Below are 13,333 nucleotides of genomic sequence, written 5' to 3'. Positions count from 1 at the left end.
CCGGACCAGGTCCGGGGCACGAGTCCGTGGCGGTCGGCACGGCAGCGAACACACAACGGGCGCTGAGCCCCGGACCTGATCCGGGGTCCAAGCAGCGGCTGCTGCGCATGCCGCGCCGTCCTGCTCATTGCTCCAGGGCGAACACCACCGGCCACGTCTTCGGATCGTCCGATCCGGTGCAGGTTTCCCGATAGCGGTATTCGATCAACGCGAAGGCGATGTCGCGCCAGCGCCAGCGGGCGGCATGGCCGCAGCCGTCGACGTCGCGGCCGGCGGTGACGCTTGTCAGCTCGCCGTCGCCGAAGCTGACGTCGACCAGTGTGTCCGTTCCGGTCCAGCCCCAGGCCGTGCTGTAGCGGGCGAAGGACAGGCTCGCGATGCCGCCGATCTCGCCGGTTTCGACCAGATAGAGCCGCGAGGCCACGCGGCCGCCGGTCGCGGTGCAGGGCACGCCATAGAGGATCGCGGTATCCGACAGGCGGACGGTGAGGGGTTCGGTCCGCGCCATCAGCGGGCTGTCGAGGTCCTCGCAGCCGTGCACGCCGTAGTGCTGGGCGAGCACGTTGTTGGGCAGGCCACGCTGGCCCTGGCCGCCGTCGATGGCCGAGCTCAGGCCGGCCATCGACTCGTGCGGCGCGAGGTCGATCGGCGGGGCGACGCGGCGGCTCACGTCGGTTCGGGCCTGCGCGGCGTCGATCCAGGCGAGCCCGTCGGCGAGACCGGCCAGGGCGAAGCTGGCCGACGCCGAGCCGCCGCCGTCCGGCTCGTAGAACAGGGTGGCCTCGCGCCCGTCGGACATCAGGCCGAGCAGGCGCTCGGCAAGGCCGGAATTGATCAGGAACAGGTTGTCGGTGGAGCCGTAGGCCAGATAGTCGTAGCCGGGATTGAAGGTCAGCTTGGGGCCGCCGTCGACATTCATCGCGAAGGGATGGATGAGGTCGATCGCCGGATGAAGCGGCGTCACCGAGACCTGCCAGGGCGCGTCCGCCTCCGGCCGGCGCCGCAGCGCCAGCACCACGTCCTCGCCGTCCGGACCCGTTGCCTGGTTGACCAGGACGCAGATGGTCTCGTCGGTGCATTCGGCCCGCCAGTCGCCGAAAGCGGCGATTTCGGCGGAGACAGGGGCAAGCAGTCCCCAGAGGACGACAAGGAAGGCCGCGAGAGGCAAGGACATCGGCGTGTTCCGGGGCGTGTTCCGGCGTTGGACGGTCGTCTGGCCAAGGATAACGCGAAGACCGGGCGACCGGAAAGACACGATAGACCGCCGCCGGGCCATTGCGAAGGCGCGTCGGGACCGTGCTAGGCTTCCGGAAAAGCAGGATTTCGGTCGCGCCGATCCGGCGTGCGTCCAGGGCACAACCCCCGGGAGGATACTCCGATGATCATGCGTATCTTTCAAGTCGTGACCAGGCCCGGAAAAGAGGAGGCATTCGGCAGGTTCTTCCATGAAACCGCGATCCCGCTGATGAACGGAACCGAGGGCATCGTCTCGGTTCTTCCCGGCGCGTCCCGGCCGGACAGCCCGCGGGAGTTCAGCTTCGTGATGGTGTGGAAGGACCTGGATGCGCTGAAGGCCTTTGTCGGCGACGACTACAAGACCCCGCACATCGACCCGGCCGAGGCCGAACTGGTCGAGTCCCGGTCGATCAAGCACTACGATCTGGTCGAGACCTGACCCGGTCGGGCCCAACGAACCGGTCCCCCGTTTCCCCGGGTCAGGGGCGAGACAGCCTTGCGGGACGGGCGCACTCGGCGCCCGCCGCGCGAAATCCGGAAACGGGGGCGAGCCTCAGTATCGCTGCGGAACGTAGACCGCCAGAATGGACGGATTGAGCAGATTGACGCTTTGCGCGTTCTCCATGAGGCAGACGAGGTGGAACGTGTTGGCGCCCTTCCCAACCTGAACCACGCGGGTCCGGGAGAGCGCCGCATAGGCGTTTTCCGGTGCATTGTCCCCGGAGTGCGAGACACCGGTCGCGAAATCATATGCCGCGTCCGATGATACGCTGCAGGCGGCCTCGTTGGCCGTTCCCTTGAAGGCAAACATGCCTTGGCCGGTGATGTGGGCGAAGCCGCGTGCGGGCGCCTTCAGCGTGACGGACACCACCACCTTCTCGGTCGTCGACAGCGCGACGGAGCCTCCGTCCAGGGCCCCCTCGTCAAGGCCGGCCGGCTTCGCACTGTTGGCGAGGCGTGCCGGGTTGACGGCGCGCTTGCCGATATCGGCCTTGCCGACGCAGCCCCGGCAGACGAGGTTCCTGGCGGTCTGGGAAAAAGCCGGTCCCTGAGACGCGACGACGAGCAGTGCGGCGGCCAGCGAAACGAGACCACTCAAACGAATTGTCATGCAAAATCCTCCAACAAACAGGCGATGCCGCAACGAACCGTCATTCGATTAACAATGCGCAAACCGCAGGGGTCAGTATCCGTATCGGGGAGCCCTGTCGTGGCCGGCGGAAGCCGCGCACGGCCGTGCGGTTGATTCTCCGCTTCCGCCGGGCATCGCGGCGCGGTTCATCAACCGGTACCGCGTCGTTAGAGGCTGAATCGACCCCGGCATGGCGTTTTTCCGGTACTGTGACATCCATCGCCTTGACCCGCCGTGCCCATCCGCGCATCCTTGCGCCACGATCCGAATTGGAGGCTGGAATGCTGCGTTTCGCTGCCGGTGCGATCTGTGCCGCCCTCGCAATTGGTGCGACGGCGCTTGGCGTTTCCGCGCCCGCGTCGGCGGGGAACTTCACCTTCTATTCCGGCGCGAATCGGGACGGCCCCTGGAATGGGCCGGCCTGCGACGATCCGTCGGTGCTGAGCCGTATCCTCGCCCATTTCGATCAGGCGGAAGCGCAATACTGGCACACCGGCGTCAAGATGGCGCAGATCACCGGCGCGCGCGAGACCACCTTCCGCGATTGGGATCCGCCGATCATCGCGACGCGCTTCTGCACCGGCTCGGCCTATCTGACCGACGGGCAGCGCTACGATCTGGTCTACTGGCTGCGCAGCGAACAGGGGTTCGCCGGCGTCGGCTGGGGCGTGCAGTTCTGCCTGGTCGGGCGCGACCGCGAATACGCCTACGCGCCCGCCTGCAAGATGCTGCGTCCGCTCTAAGGATCGCAATGCGGTCGGGCAGCCGACGTCTCTTCCTCGCCAGCCTGTTCTGTCTCGGCCTCGCGACCGGCGGCGCCGAAGCGCAGCGCGTGGGGACGAACGTCGCCGGTGATTTCGACTACTACGTCCTGTCGCTGTCGTGGTCGCCCTCCTATTGCGAGGCGGAAGCCGAACGGGCCGACCGGTTCCAATGCGCCGGCGGGCGGCCCTATTCCTTCGTGGTGCACGGGCTGTGGCCGCAATACGAGCGCGGCTGGCCGGAGTTCTGCCCGGCGGCGACCAGCAGGCCGAGCGAGCAAATCGTGCGGCGCATGCTCGACATCATGCCGAGCCCCAACCTGGTGCGGCGTCAATGGCAGAAGCACGGCACCTGCGCCGGGCTGTCGGTCGAGGGCTATTTCGACCTGGTGCGCAAGGCGCGTGATCGGGTGATCATCCCGCCGGCGTTCCGCAACATCGACCGCTATGTGACGGTCGAGCCGGGGGCGGTCGAAAACGCGTTCCGCAGAGCCAATCCGGGCCTGGCCGCCGATGCCATCGCCGTTGATTGCGATCGCCGCCGGCTGCGCGAGGTGCGCATCTGCATGGACAAGGCGCTGAACTTCCGCGGCTGCCGGGAGGTCGACCGGCGCGCCTGCCGCCTGAACAAGGTGGTGCTGCCGCCGGTTCGCGGCGGCTGAGGCGGCGGCTGAGGCGGCGGCTGCGGCGGCGGGTTCAATCGCGGCGGCGCCGATGGTAGGATCGTGCGTCACGAGCGTCGGCGGTTCCGCTCGCTGTCTTTGCCGGCCCCCTTACGGGTAGCGAACGCGGGGACATGAGGTCCCGGCTACCTTGGGGAAACCTGGAGGAGCCGGACTCGTGACCATGGCCGACCCAATCCCGATCCAGATCCGCGAAACCGTCCGCGCCGGTTTGCAGCGCTTTCCGAACGCGCGCGCCGCGACGCTGGCGCTGCGGCCCGATACGCCGGTCTACTGCTTCCGCCCGACGCAGCTGGAGGCGGATGCGCGCGCCTTCCTCCAGGCGTTTCCCGGGCAAACGGCCTACGCGGTGAAGACCAATCCGCACCCGCTCGTGCTCGACACGCTGGCGCGCAGCGGCGTCGACGCCTTCGACGTCGCCTCGCCGGCGGAGTTCCGCATGGCGCGCGCGGCCGCCCCGCAGGCGGCGCTGTTCTACATGCATCCGGTCAAGGCGGCGACGGCGATCCGGGAGGCGCTGACCACCTATGGCATTCGCCACTTCGCCATCGACCACGAGAACGAGGCGGCCAAGATCCTGCGCGAGGCGCGCGCCGCCGGCGTCGATACGCCGGACCTCATGCTGTTCGTGCGGCTGGCCACGCGCACGCACGCCGTCTACGAGCTGTCGCGCAAGTTCGGCGCGGCGCCGGGCCACGCGGTGGAACTGCTGCAGCGCGTCCACCGGCTCGGCGCGCAGGCGGGCCTGTGCTTCCATGTCGGCAGTCAGGTTGAGGGCACCGATGCCTATGCCACGGCGCTGAGAACTGCCCAGTGGGTGCGTGCCCGTGCGGGGGTGCCGATCGCGGCGCTCGATATCGGCGGCGGCTATCCCGCGCGCTACGGCGTCGACCGGCGCCGCAAGCGGCCGCCGACGCCCACGCCGAGCGAACTGATCCCCCGAATCCTGCGCGCCGTCGAGAGCACCGGCTTCGCCGACGTGCCGCTGGTTGCCGAACCCGGCCGCGCCATCGTCGCCAGATCGCTTTCGGTGATCGTGCGGGTGCTGCTGCGCAAGGGGCAGCGGCTCTATATCAACGACGGCATATGGGCGAGCTTGTCGGATGCCTGGACCGGCAAACTGACGCTACCGGTGCATCTGATCCCGGAGCCGGGGCGGTTGCGGCCGAAGGGCGATCCGAAGCGGGTGATCCCGTTCCGGATCATGGGGGCGACCTGCGATTCCGTCGACATCCTGTCGCGGCCGTTCTGGCTGCCGGAAACGGTGGCGACCGGCGACTGGATCGAGGTCGGCCATATCGGCGCCTACTCGCTGTCGCTGCGAACCGACTTCAACGGCCTCTGCCCGGACAGCTTCGTCGAGGTGGACACGCCGTTCCGGACCTGACGCGCTGTCTCAGCCGCGCCAAGGATTCCGGGCCGGGGTGAATGTGGCGACCGGACACGGCGTGTTCGAGAAGGTCCAGGAGGTGTTGTTGAGGAAGGTCGCGCAGGTCGCGATCTTGCCGCGGATGCAGGCGGTGTCGCCCAGGTGGAAATCCTGTCCGGCGAGGCGGCAGGTGCAGTTTATCGCGGGGCGAAGCGCGGTATCCGGGGCTTTCGATCCGATAGGCGCGCCCGAGGGGGCGCCGGATGCTGCGACACCGGATGTGGTGGGCTCTTCGGCACGACCCTGACCTGCGGCCGCGACAACCGCCGCGACGGTCAGGATGGCGCCGAAGCGCCGGATGTGTCGGCTCGCTATCCCATCGTCACCAAGACTAACAGGATCTGGTCGAAACCGGTAGGCCGCCGGACCGTCAGGACCGGCAGCGGAATTGCGGATCGGTCAGCTGGCGATCTGCAGGTTGATCGCCTTCGGACCCTTGCCCCGCTTGTCGGGCTCGGTCTCGAAGGTCACGCGCGACCCCTGGTCGATCGGCGGAATGCCGGACCGTTCGACGTCGGAGATATGGACGAATACGTCCTTGCCACCGTCGTCAGGTGTAATAAATCCGTAGCCCTTGGACTGATTGAAAAATTTTACCGTGCCCGTCTGGCGCATGGAGGTCTCCCTTCCCGAGGAATTCCGACCATCAACGCGACGGCCGGTCGTTGCCGAGGCAGGCGAGCAGATATCTTCGGGATAGGCATTCCACGCGACATCTCAGGCGCGACTTACGTCCATTCCGGCAGTCCGATCAGCCGCCTCGCCAATCGTGATGACGCAAGCATAACGCATTGGCAAGCAAAATTCGCGTCATAATTTGGGTGAGGGGGGCTAAAAATCAGTTCTGCCTAGAATTACGGCAGTTTGATCACATATTGCTTACGCGTTGTCTCGATCACTTCCCAACTACCGTTGAATCCGGGTCGAAGTATAAAACTGTCGCCCGCCTTCACGGTCGTTGCGGTGCCGTCGTCCCCGGTAATGACCGACACGCCCGAGATGATCGTGCAGTATTCCCACTCGTCATAGGCGATCCGCCACTTGCCCGGCGTAGACTCCCAGACGCCGGCGAACAGCGTACCGTCCTCGGCCTCTTCCAGGTTCCATGTAGTGAAGCGTGGGTCTCCCGCGATGATCTTCCCGGGCGCCGGCGCGTCATGTTCGGGCTGGAGGGACGAGAGGTCGAAGGACAGGAAGGTGGACGACATGGCGGTCTCCTCGAGAGGATCGGCAGGGGCCGGGTCTTCCGCCCCTCCTCTACATCGGTTAGTCAGGGATTGCGACCGTTCCGGCAATCCCCGGTAATCAAGGAAACGACGTTCATGTCCACGCTGCGCGCCGCCATCATCCCGGTCACGCCGTTCCAGCAGAACTGCACGATCGTGTTCGACGAGGAGACGAAGCATGGCGTGGTGATCGACCCGGGCGGCGATCTCGACCAGATCGGCGCGGCGATCGATGAACTCGGCCTGACGATCGACACCATCCTGCTCACCCACGGCCATATCGACCATGCCGCCGGCGCCGATCAGCTGCGCGAGGGGCTGGGGGTCGAGATCGTCGGGCCGCACGAGGCCGACAAGCCGCTTCTCGACAACCTCGAGAAACAGGGGGCGGTCTACGGCATCGCGGGCGCGCGCAACGTCACGCCGGATCGCTGGCTGAACGAAGGCGACAGCGTCGAGATCGCCGGGCACGCCTTCGAGGTGCTGCATTGCCCCGGGCACAGCCCCGGCTCGGTGGTGTTCGTCAACAAGCAGGCCAGGTTCGCCATCGTCGGCGACGTGCTTTTCCGCGGCTCGATCGGCCGTACCGATCTGTTCGGCGGCGATTTCGACGCGCTCGCCAAATCGATCAGGGAAAAGCTGTTCCCGCTCGGCGACGACGTCAACTTCCTGTGCGGGCACGGGCCGGGCGGCTCGATCGGCGAGGAACGCCGTACCAATCCCTTCGTCGGCGAGAACGCCCAAGGCATTGCCTGAGCGTCCAGGGTTTCGCCTGAGGGGGGGTGCCTCAGCAGCTCTTGGCGGCGGTTTCGCGGCCGACCACGGTGACGCGCACGGGCGCGGTGCCGGCTGAGATGAAGCCGAGCTTCGCGGCGGCGGCCTTGGTGACGTCGACGATGCGGCCGCGCACGAACGGGCCGCGGTCGTTGACCCGGACCTCGACGACACGGCCGTTGTGCAAGTTCTCCACGCGGATGCGGGTGCCGAACGGCAACGTGCGGTGCGCGGCGTAGAAGCCGGTCGGGTCGGCGCGCATGCCCGAGGCGGTCCGACCGGTCAGGGCGTACCAGGACGCGCGACCGCACTCTGCAGCCTCGGCGCGTTCGGCGGCGGCCGGGAGGGCGGACATCAGCGCCAGCACGAACGCGGCGGCGCGGGATAGAGGGAAGGGCATCGTGCCTTACTCCGACATGATCCCCCCTGAGGCGGGAAAAGCCGGAAAAAGGCGGCGGAAACATGGCCGCGGGCACGATCGGGGCTGCCGGCAATCCTTGACAGGGGGACTACGACCCGCGCGGCAGGCACCGCCGGGGGCGCGTGCCGGCCACTCAGCCGCCGACGCCCATCATCCGCAGACCAAGCGCCACGGCGAGCCAGCAGGCCGCCCAGGCGGTCGCGCCCACCAGGGCACCGCCAACCGCCGCGGAGATCCGCCAGCCGGGAAACAGGGCGGTTCCGAGCAGGCCGCCGGCCATCAGGCCGGGCCAGCCGAACCAGAGCGCGAGCTTCAGCCCGTAGGCGGCCAGAATTTCGAGAGCGATGGTGAACACGCTGGCCTCCGTGATCCCGGCCGCAACCAACTTCGTTTCCCGGGCCGGCTCAGTCGGCGCAGGTTACGGCGATGGCGGAGTGCCAGTCGCGCGTAGCGAGCTCGATCTGGGAAACCTGATCGTCGCGGGCGAAACCGCTGAGGCAGGTCGCGTAGACGTCGCGTGCGCTGCTCAGGGCGGCGACGTGGGCGCGATAGGCATCACAGCGTTCTGCGCGGCCGGCCTGGGCGGCGCCCGACAGGCTGGACAGGGTCGCCGAGAAGCCGCGCGCCGCCTCGGCAACACGGGTCGGGCATTCGGCGGAATCAATGTCGATGCCGGCTTCGGCGGGACCGGCCGCCGCGTCGGTCGGCATCGGGGTCACCATCACGGCGGTTCCGGCCGCGCCCAGAACGAGCGTCAGCACGGCGGCGGCAATCAGAAAAGGGCGGGGCAGGCGTTTCATGATGTCTTCCGTCGAACTCTCGATGTCCCACGATGGTTCCGTCTCGGCGAGGTCGCGCGCCGTCCTCCCGGCGCGCTTCATGCCGTATTCAGTTGATTCGCGCAGCTCCCGCTTCGGCGCTGCGCGGTGCGCAGCGGGCGTCGATGCGGTTGGCGGTCTGTTCGATCGAAGTGTCCAGTTCGGCCACCGTCTCGTGGCGCTCCGGGCCGTCGACGCAGCGCCGATAGATGTTGCGGACTTCCAGCAACGCGCGAACCTGTCCGTGCATCGCCGCGCATTCGGCCTCAAGGCCTGTGTCGAGGGCGACTTCGAATTGTTGTTGCGCGCGGCTGAGCGTCGCGTCGACCTTCTCCAGGTGGACGCGGCAGACCGGGGTTTCGACCTTCGCTGCCTTCGCGGTGTCGCGGCCGACACCGGGCAGCGGCACGATTACCAGAGCGAGCGCCAGCGACAGGACGGCGCCACGAAGATCGGCGCGGCTTATCGGGAAGACTGTGAGCGTTCGGGGGAGAACCATTTTCGTAATCCGGATGTCTGTCCCTGGCAGCCGGCAAACCCTATCGCCGGTCCGTTGTCATGCCCTTATGACGCTTCCGGATTTCATCCGTATTGCAGCGAGTGTTTCCTTTGTTTCGCCAGTATCGTTAACGAAAGGTTTCCTGCTCGATCGCCTCCACGCCGGCCGGATACCTCCCGCCGCCGCCAGGGCGCAAAGAACCCCGACGCAATGAAGCACGCAAAGAAAAAGACCCGGCACGCGGCGTGCCGGGTCTTCGCTGTTCAGGCCGGGTTGCTGAACGTCAGCAGGAGGCCGCGTTCTGGGTGCAGGTCGCCATCATCAGAGCGCCGATGTTGCCTGGGCCCCAGCCGCCATAGTCGGCGTCGGGATACTCCACGTTCTGTCCGAAGAACGACGCGCCCTGATAGTTGACGTTCGTCGGGGTTTCGACGCCATAGCTGGTCACGCCCACGACGACATTCGGTGTGCTTGCGAAGCCCAGCGAGGCGTCGGTGGCGTCGACAGCCGGCCGCGTGCCGAAGTTGACGAGCCACGGGCCGCCGCTGGAGCCGCCGGTCTGGGCCGACCCGATCAGCGTGTTGATCAGATCGCCGTCGACTACGCGGAAGCCGATCGAATCGGTGCGCTGCATCTGCAGGCCCTTGTCCAGGGCGACGGGATAGCCGAGCTGCGTGATCTGCGCGGCGGAGGCGCTGCCGAATTCCGCCGGCAACGTGGTGTAGGAATATCCGTTGACGCCGAACCGATAGGTGCCGACCAGCTGTCCTGGATATTTCGTCACCACCTTCTTCTTGCCGCGGAAGTTCCGGAATCGGACCTTCTCCTTCCGGAGCGCGATCGTGGCGACGTCGTTGTTGCAGACGATGCCCGGGTAAAGAGGGTCGCAGGTATCGCTGCCGTCATAGTAGGGCTCGGGCACGAAGATGTTGACGGCGCGGAAGCGGCCGAACGGCCGGCCCCGCTTGCCGCCACTGACCATGGCCGGGTACCAGACCGCCGCATCGGCGAAACCGGCCGGTCCGTTGCCGAATTCGCTGATGCAATGGGCGGCGGTCACCAGGATGCCCTTTCGCAGCAACGAGGCGGTGCAGACAAAGGTCGAGCCGCCAAACTTCATGTAGAGCTTGCCGGTGGTGCTGTAGGGCCGGCTCGTGATCGGGACCATCTTCTTGTTGCGGGCGTAGCCCGGCCGGGTGACGGCGGCGCGTACGGTCGTGTAGGGAATTCCCGCGGTCCCGTAGGCCATCGGCGCGACGTCGAGGGATTCGGCGCCTCCGTTCGGGCCGGAAACGGCCGGCGCGCCACTCGCAGCGCCCGCCGGTTTGAGCAAGTCCAGGACGCGCTGGTCGACGACGGGCGTGCGTGTCCTGAAAGGCCCCATCAGATCGGCCTCGCTGAACCCTTCGCGGGCGTCCGTCGACTCGAGCGGATGGGAGATGACGCCAGCCGACTGCGCCGACGCGGACACCGCGCCGGCCAGACAGGCGGCGGCGACGACTGTGGATGCCAGCGAAGCCGGCCGGAGATATCTGATCATTTCAGCCCCTTTCGGGTGGATTGCATGCGCGTGCATGGGTGCGGGGTCGGTTTTCAGCGACCGGACCGCCGAATACCGGGCTTTGGGGCATGTTTTGGTGGCAATGATTAACAGTTCGTTTTTCGTGCCGTTTTGGCGTGAAAACATGGAAGCCTGATCGAAAACGCCGTTAATCGGCGTTAAAATTGGCGTGTAAACATTAAATCGACTGCGATTGAGTCGGCCGGAGAGCTCCGCTTCCCGAGGCGTGGAGACGGCGAAACAATTGAAACGATCGCGAAACACGCGTGATATGCGGCTGCGAAATAGATGCGGCTTTTCGTGTTTGCGTGAAGGAGAGTAGCCGTGTCTGCGCGTGTGTCCGGCCGAGCCGCTAACAAGGGGGCGGGACTGGCCCTTGTTCTGATCGCGACTGGCTGTTTCACGGTCGCGGGCAATGCGCCGGCGGCGGCCGCTGCGACGGCCGATCCCGGTGGGACGCCGCATTCCAGCTTCTTCTACATGTCCTGCGAGGGAACGCCGTGCCAGCGGCAGATGTATCGCGTGCCGGACAACCGCCGCCTCAAGGTGTTCGCACTGTCCTGCGCCGCTCAGGTGACGACGCCGGGGCAGGTTTCGCATATCGGCGTGCGCCGCCAGATGATCGACGGCGGCGAAGAGGTCGTGGATCTCGCGTCCAACCGCGTGGGCATACAGGGCAACACGCAGTATTTCGCCTTTCGCGCCGATACCGACACGTTTGTCGACGGTGGCGCCACGGTGAACGCCTTCGTCGACTCCACCGGTGATGTCGATGCCTTCTACTGCTTCCTGGCAGGGGACCTGATCGACGCCCATTGAATGTGGATGTGGCGCGACCTTCCGGCCGCGCCACGGTTCATACTGTCTGGTCGGGGCGCGACCGTCGGGCCGCGCCACGTGTGATGCGGGTCAGCAGGCCCAGGAATGGGACCGGCAGGTATCGTACATGATCTTGCCGATATTGCCCGCGCCGTAGCCGCCATAGTCCCTGCCGGAGAACTGCTTGTTCTGTCCAAAGTAGGATGCGCCCTGGCGGTTGATCTTCTTGTCGATCCAGCCGTAGCTGGTGACGCCGACGACCGCCTGGGCCGATTTACGGCCGAAACTCGCCTCCGAGGTATCGATCGAGGCCTTCACGCCGAGATTGACCAGCCATGGGCCGCCGCTCGATCCGCCGGTCTGGGCGGAGCCGATCTGCGTGTTCTTCAGGTTGCCGTCCTTCAGGTACCAGCCGACCGCGTCGGTGCGCTGCATCTGGTAGCCGCCGTCGAAAGCCTGGGGGTAGCCGAGCTGGGTGATGTGGGCGACCGTCTTGGAGCCCAGGATCTTGGAGCGCGTGTAGGAGTAGCCGTTCCAGCCATAGGCATACCAGCCGACCATATTGCCGGCGTACTGGGAGGATCCGTTCGCGTTCAGGACGACCGTCGCCAGGTCGTTGTTGCAGACGACGCCGCGCTGGGTGCAGGTGTCCCGCCCCCTGTAGTAGGGCGTCGGCACGCGCAAATCGCGGGCGGTGAAGGTACCGTAGGGGCCGGAGCCAGTGTCGTAGTTAGCCGGGATGAACCGCACCTCGTCGGCCCAGCCGTTGGCCTTCTTGCCGTACTCGAAGATGCAGTGGGCCGCGGTGATCAGCACGCTCGGCTTGACCAGCGAGGCGGTGCATACAAACCAGGAGTCGCCCCAACGCGCCCAGAGCTTGCCGGCGGGCCGGAACGGATAGCTGGTGACGGGGGTCATCGGCGCCGTCGTGGATGTACCGAGGGACCTGACGGCGACGCGGACGGTCGTGTAGGGCGCCCGCGCCTTGCCGAAGGCCTCCGCGGCCTCGGTCGCCATGCCCTGCGACGCCGCGCTCTCCGAGGACAACGAAACGCCGGAAGCGCCCCTGATGCGCGGGCTCCTGACCTGCGCGTCGGGCGCGAACGCCTCCATGCTCGCCAGCGGCATCTTGCTTTGCGGATTTGCCGGCAGAGCCACCTCTTCGGCAGAAGAAGAGCTCGCCATTTCCCCCGAGGAAACGGTTCCGGCCGCCTGGGACGTGTCCGCGCCGGCGCCGATCAAACACGTCGCCGCGACCACCGCGAGCGTGGTGGATTTCAAAGCGTAATTCATTCCAGCCCTCATTTGCGAAATAACGTCAAAGTCTTATAAGCCGCAAGGCCGTATCGACAGGTCACGGACGGCTTGATCGCACGATAGCCATCGGGGACCGTGCCGACAAACTGTTTAACAGGTTGTCTGTTCACGGCACGGGCCAGGCTGCGATGCGGATTCGAATACGGTTAGCAGAGGACCAACGGCCGCGAGGGAGGCGTCGCGGCCGCTTGCGTTTGCGGACGGCTGTACGGATCAGCGGCAGAAGTGATAGCGCCCGTCATAGCCGAGGAAATAGCCGGTGTTCGGGTTGAAGCTGCGATATTTCGCCGAGCAGTAGCGGTACCAGGCCGGGCTCCACGGTGCCGGCTTGGCGTAGTAGACCGGGGAGGGCGCGTAGTAAGGCCGAGGGGCGTAGTAAGGCCGAGGGGCATAGTAGGGGCGCGGGGCATAGTAGCGGGGCGCGCTCAGCGTCGACCCGACGACGGCGCCGGCGGCGAAGCCGAACAGACCCGCCGCGGCGGCGCCGCCGTGGTTGTGGCGATAGCCGCCGGCATTGGCGGCGGAAGGCAGGGCGGCGGCGCCCAGCGCGAGGACGAGGCCGGCGACGGCGGTGGTCTTCAAGGTCCGGTTCATGACATGTCTCCTGTCAATCTCGGGGCGGGCGCCGGCCGTCCGCGTCGTGCGGTGGGCTCGAAA

General features: G+C 66.7%; 18 protein-coding genes. 7 read left to right on the top strand and 11 right to left on the bottom strand.

All coding sequences use genetic code 11. The features are described 5' to 3' along the window. Positions 1–124: 124 nt before the first annotated feature. The gene (locus tag ACSF9G_RS03545) at positions 125–1,174 is read right to left on the bottom strand and encodes a DUF1176 domain-containing protein (RefSeq protein WP_436638400.1); all 1,050 of its coding nucleotides are present in this window, start codon (positions 1,172–1,174) and stop codon (positions 125–127) included. Between the two features lie 204 nt (positions 1,175–1,378). Between ACSF9G_RS03545 and ACSF9G_RS03540 the strand changes: the two genes are divergently transcribed. After that, entirely contained in the window at positions 1,379–1,675 is a 297-nt protein-coding gene (locus tag ACSF9G_RS03540; protein WP_436638398.1) for a putative quinol monooxygenase, read from the top strand. 114 nt (positions 1,676–1,789) lie between these two features. Here ACSF9G_RS03540 and ACSF9G_RS03535 read toward each other — a convergent pair whose 3' ends face one another. Further along, positions 1,790–2,347, bottom strand: coding sequence for a hypothetical protein (locus tag ACSF9G_RS03535; protein WP_436638396.1), 558 nt, complete (start codon positions 2,345–2,347; stop codon positions 1,790–1,792). Positions 2,348–2,649: 302 nt separating this feature from the next. Between ACSF9G_RS03535 and ACSF9G_RS03530 the strand changes: the two genes are divergently transcribed. From ACSF9G_RS03530 to ACSF9G_RS03520, 3 genes are all read left to right on the top strand, one after another. After that, a complete protein-coding gene (locus tag ACSF9G_RS03530; protein ID WP_436638394.1) occupies positions 2,650–3,111 on the top strand; it encodes a hypothetical protein in 462 nt (153 codons plus the stop codon). Between the two features lie 8 nt (positions 3,112–3,119). Beyond that, positions 3,120–3,791, top strand: coding sequence for a ribonuclease T2 family protein (locus tag ACSF9G_RS03525; protein ID WP_436638392.1), 672 nt, complete (start codon positions 3,120–3,122; stop codon positions 3,789–3,791). Positions 3,792–4,023: 232 nt separating this feature from the next. Beyond that, positions 4,024–5,199, top strand: coding sequence for a type III PLP-dependent enzyme domain-containing protein (locus ACSF9G_RS03520; protein WP_436639652.1), 1,176 nt, complete (start codon positions 4,024–4,026; stop codon positions 5,197–5,199). Positions 5,200–5,640: 441 nt separating this feature from the next. On the opposite strand, the gene ACSF9G_RS03515 is transcribed toward ACSF9G_RS03520, so the two are convergent. Together ACSF9G_RS03515 and ACSF9G_RS03510 are read right to left on the bottom strand one after the other, a co-directional pair. Continuing rightward, positions 5,641–5,856, bottom strand: coding sequence for a cold-shock protein (locus ACSF9G_RS03515; protein WP_261618426.1), 216 nt, complete (start codon positions 5,854–5,856; stop codon positions 5,641–5,643). A gap of 239 nt (positions 5,857–6,095) precedes the next feature. Next, positions 6,096–6,449: a cupin domain-containing protein gene (locus tag ACSF9G_RS03510; protein WP_436638390.1), complete on the bottom strand. Its 354-nt coding sequence runs from the start codon at positions 6,447–6,449 to the stop codon at positions 6,096–6,098. 114 nt (positions 6,450–6,563) lie between these two features. Between ACSF9G_RS03510 and ACSF9G_RS03505 the strand changes: the two genes are divergently transcribed. Next, positions 6,564–7,223, top strand: a complete 660-nt coding sequence (locus ACSF9G_RS03505; RefSeq protein ID WP_436638388.1) for an MBL fold metallo-hydrolase — start codon at positions 6,564–6,566, stop codon at positions 7,221–7,223. 31 nt (positions 7,224–7,254) lie between these two features. Here ACSF9G_RS03505 and ACSF9G_RS03500 read toward each other — a convergent pair whose 3' ends face one another. The 5 genes from ACSF9G_RS03500 to ACSF9G_RS03480 all read right to left on the bottom strand — a co-directional run bounded on the left by ACSF9G_RS03500 (position 7,255) and on the right by ACSF9G_RS03480 (position 10,519). Continuing rightward, positions 7,255–7,641: a septal ring lytic transglycosylase RlpA family protein gene (locus tag ACSF9G_RS03500; RefSeq protein WP_436638386.1), complete on the bottom strand. Its 387-nt coding sequence runs from the start codon at positions 7,639–7,641 to the stop codon at positions 7,255–7,257. A 154-nt stretch (positions 7,642–7,795) separates the two neighbouring features. Then, positions 7,796–8,017, bottom strand: coding sequence for a hypothetical protein (locus ACSF9G_RS03495; RefSeq protein ID WP_436638384.1), 222 nt, complete (start codon positions 8,015–8,017; stop codon positions 7,796–7,798). A 49-nt stretch (positions 8,018–8,066) separates the two neighbouring features. Beyond that, positions 8,067–8,462: a hypothetical protein gene (locus ACSF9G_RS03490; RefSeq protein WP_436638382.1), complete on the bottom strand. Its 396-nt coding sequence runs from the start codon at positions 8,460–8,462 to the stop codon at positions 8,067–8,069. Between the two features lie 88 nt (positions 8,463–8,550). Continuing rightward, the gene (locus ACSF9G_RS03485) at positions 8,551–8,979 is read right to left on the bottom strand and encodes a hypothetical protein (RefSeq protein ID WP_436638380.1); all 429 of its coding nucleotides are present in this window, start codon (positions 8,977–8,979) and stop codon (positions 8,551–8,553) included. A gap of 283 nt (positions 8,980–9,262) precedes the next feature. Continuing rightward, positions 9,263–10,519 carry a trypsin-like serine peptidase gene (locus tag ACSF9G_RS03480; protein WP_436638378.1) on the bottom strand — a complete coding sequence of 419 codons (1,257 nt, stop codon included), beginning with the start codon at positions 10,517–10,519 and terminating at the stop codon, positions 9,263–9,265. 345 nt (positions 10,520–10,864) lie between these two features. Between ACSF9G_RS03480 and ACSF9G_RS03475 the strand changes: the two genes are divergently transcribed. Beyond that, positions 10,865–11,359, top strand: a complete 495-nt coding sequence (locus ACSF9G_RS03475; RefSeq protein WP_436638376.1) for a hypothetical protein — start codon at positions 10,865–10,867, stop codon at positions 11,357–11,359. A 90-nt stretch (positions 11,360–11,449) separates the two neighbouring features. Here ACSF9G_RS03475 and ACSF9G_RS03470 read toward each other — a convergent pair whose 3' ends face one another. Then, positions 11,450–12,376: a trypsin-like serine peptidase gene (locus tag ACSF9G_RS03470; RefSeq protein WP_436638373.1), complete on the bottom strand. Its 927-nt coding sequence runs from the start codon at positions 12,374–12,376 to the stop codon at positions 11,450–11,452. Here ACSF9G_RS03470 and ACSF9G_RS03465 point away from each other — a divergent pair. Next, entirely contained in the window at positions 12,375–12,647 is a 273-nt protein-coding gene (locus tag ACSF9G_RS03465) for a hypothetical protein (RefSeq protein WP_436638371.1), read from the top strand. The two genes, ACSF9G_RS03470 and ACSF9G_RS03465, sit on opposite strands and share 2 nt — an antisense overlap. A gap of 242 nt (positions 12,648–12,889) precedes the next feature. On the opposite strand, the gene ACSF9G_RS03460 is transcribed toward ACSF9G_RS03465, so the two are convergent. After that, the gene (locus tag ACSF9G_RS03460; RefSeq protein ID WP_436638369.1) at positions 12,890–13,270 is read right to left on the bottom strand and encodes a BA14K family protein; all 381 of its coding nucleotides are present in this window, start codon (positions 13,268–13,270) and stop codon (positions 12,890–12,892) included. Between the last annotated feature and the right edge of the window lie 63 nt (positions 13,271–13,333).

The organism is Microbaculum mangrovi (genome assembly GCF_051390635.1).
Taxonomy (GTDB): Bacteria; Pseudomonadota; Alphaproteobacteria; order Rhizobiales; family Tepidamorphaceae; genus Microbaculum.
The sequence above is the reverse complement of the archived record's forward strand: the minus strand, read 5'-3'. Positions and strand labels throughout refer to the sequence as shown.

What these genes read in the sequence shown, in the direction of transcription:
- ACSF9G_RS03545 (WP_436638400.1), bottom strand. Translation starts at nt 1,174, where the DNA reads ATGTCCTTGCCTCTCGCGGCCTTCCTTGTCGTCCTCTGGGGACTGCTT.
- ACSF9G_RS03540 (WP_436638398.1), top strand. Translation starts at nt 1,379, where the DNA reads ATGATCATGCGTATCTTTCAAGTCGTGACCAGGCCCGGAAAAGAGGAG.
- ACSF9G_RS03535 (WP_436638396.1), bottom strand. Translation starts at nt 2,347, where the DNA reads ATGACAATTCGTTTGAGTGGTCTCGTTTCGCTGGCCGCCGCACTGCTC.
- ACSF9G_RS03530 (WP_436638394.1), top strand. Translation starts at nt 2,650, where the DNA reads ATGCTGCGTTTCGCTGCCGGTGCGATCTGTGCCGCCCTCGCAATTGGT.
- ACSF9G_RS03525 (WP_436638392.1), top strand. Translation starts at nt 3,120, where the DNA reads ATGCGGTCGGGCAGCCGACGTCTCTTCCTCGCCAGCCTGTTCTGTCTC.
- ACSF9G_RS03515 (WP_261618426.1), bottom strand. Translation starts at nt 5,856, where the DNA reads ATGCGCCAGACGGGCACGGTAAAATTTTTCAATCAGTCCAAGGGCTAC.
- ACSF9G_RS03510 (WP_436638390.1), bottom strand. Translation starts at nt 6,449, where the DNA reads ATGTCGTCCACCTTCCTGTCCTTCGACCTCTCGTCCCTCCAGCCCGAA.
- ACSF9G_RS03505 (WP_436638388.1), top strand. Translation starts at nt 6,564, where the DNA reads ATGTCCACGCTGCGCGCCGCCATCATCCCGGTCACGCCGTTCCAGCAG.
- ACSF9G_RS03500 (WP_436638386.1), bottom strand. Translation starts at nt 7,641, where the DNA reads ATGCCCTTCCCTCTATCCCGCGCCGCCGCGTTCGTGCTGGCGCTGATG.
- ACSF9G_RS03490 (WP_436638382.1), bottom strand. Translation starts at nt 8,462, where the DNA reads ATGAAACGCCTGCCCCGCCCTTTTCTGATTGCCGCCGCCGTGCTGACG.
- ACSF9G_RS03485 (WP_436638380.1), bottom strand. Translation starts at nt 8,979, where the DNA reads ATGGTTCTCCCCCGAACGCTCACAGTCTTCCCGATAAGCCGCGCCGAT.
- ACSF9G_RS03480 (WP_436638378.1), bottom strand. Translation starts at nt 10,519, where the DNA reads ATGATCAGATATCTCCGGCCGGCTTCGCTGGCATCCACAGTCGTCGCC.
- ACSF9G_RS03465 (WP_436638371.1), top strand. Translation starts at nt 12,375, where the DNA reads ATGCCCTGCGACGCCGCGCTCTCCGAGGACAACGAAACGCCGGAAGCG.
- ACSF9G_RS03470 (WP_436638373.1), bottom strand. Translation starts at nt 12,376, where the DNA reads ATGGCGACCGAGGCCGCGGAGGCCTTCGGCAAGGCGCGGGCGCCCTAC.
- ACSF9G_RS03460 (WP_436638369.1), bottom strand. Translation starts at nt 13,270, where the DNA reads ATGAACCGGACCTTGAAGACCACCGCCGTCGCCGGCCTCGTCCTCGCG.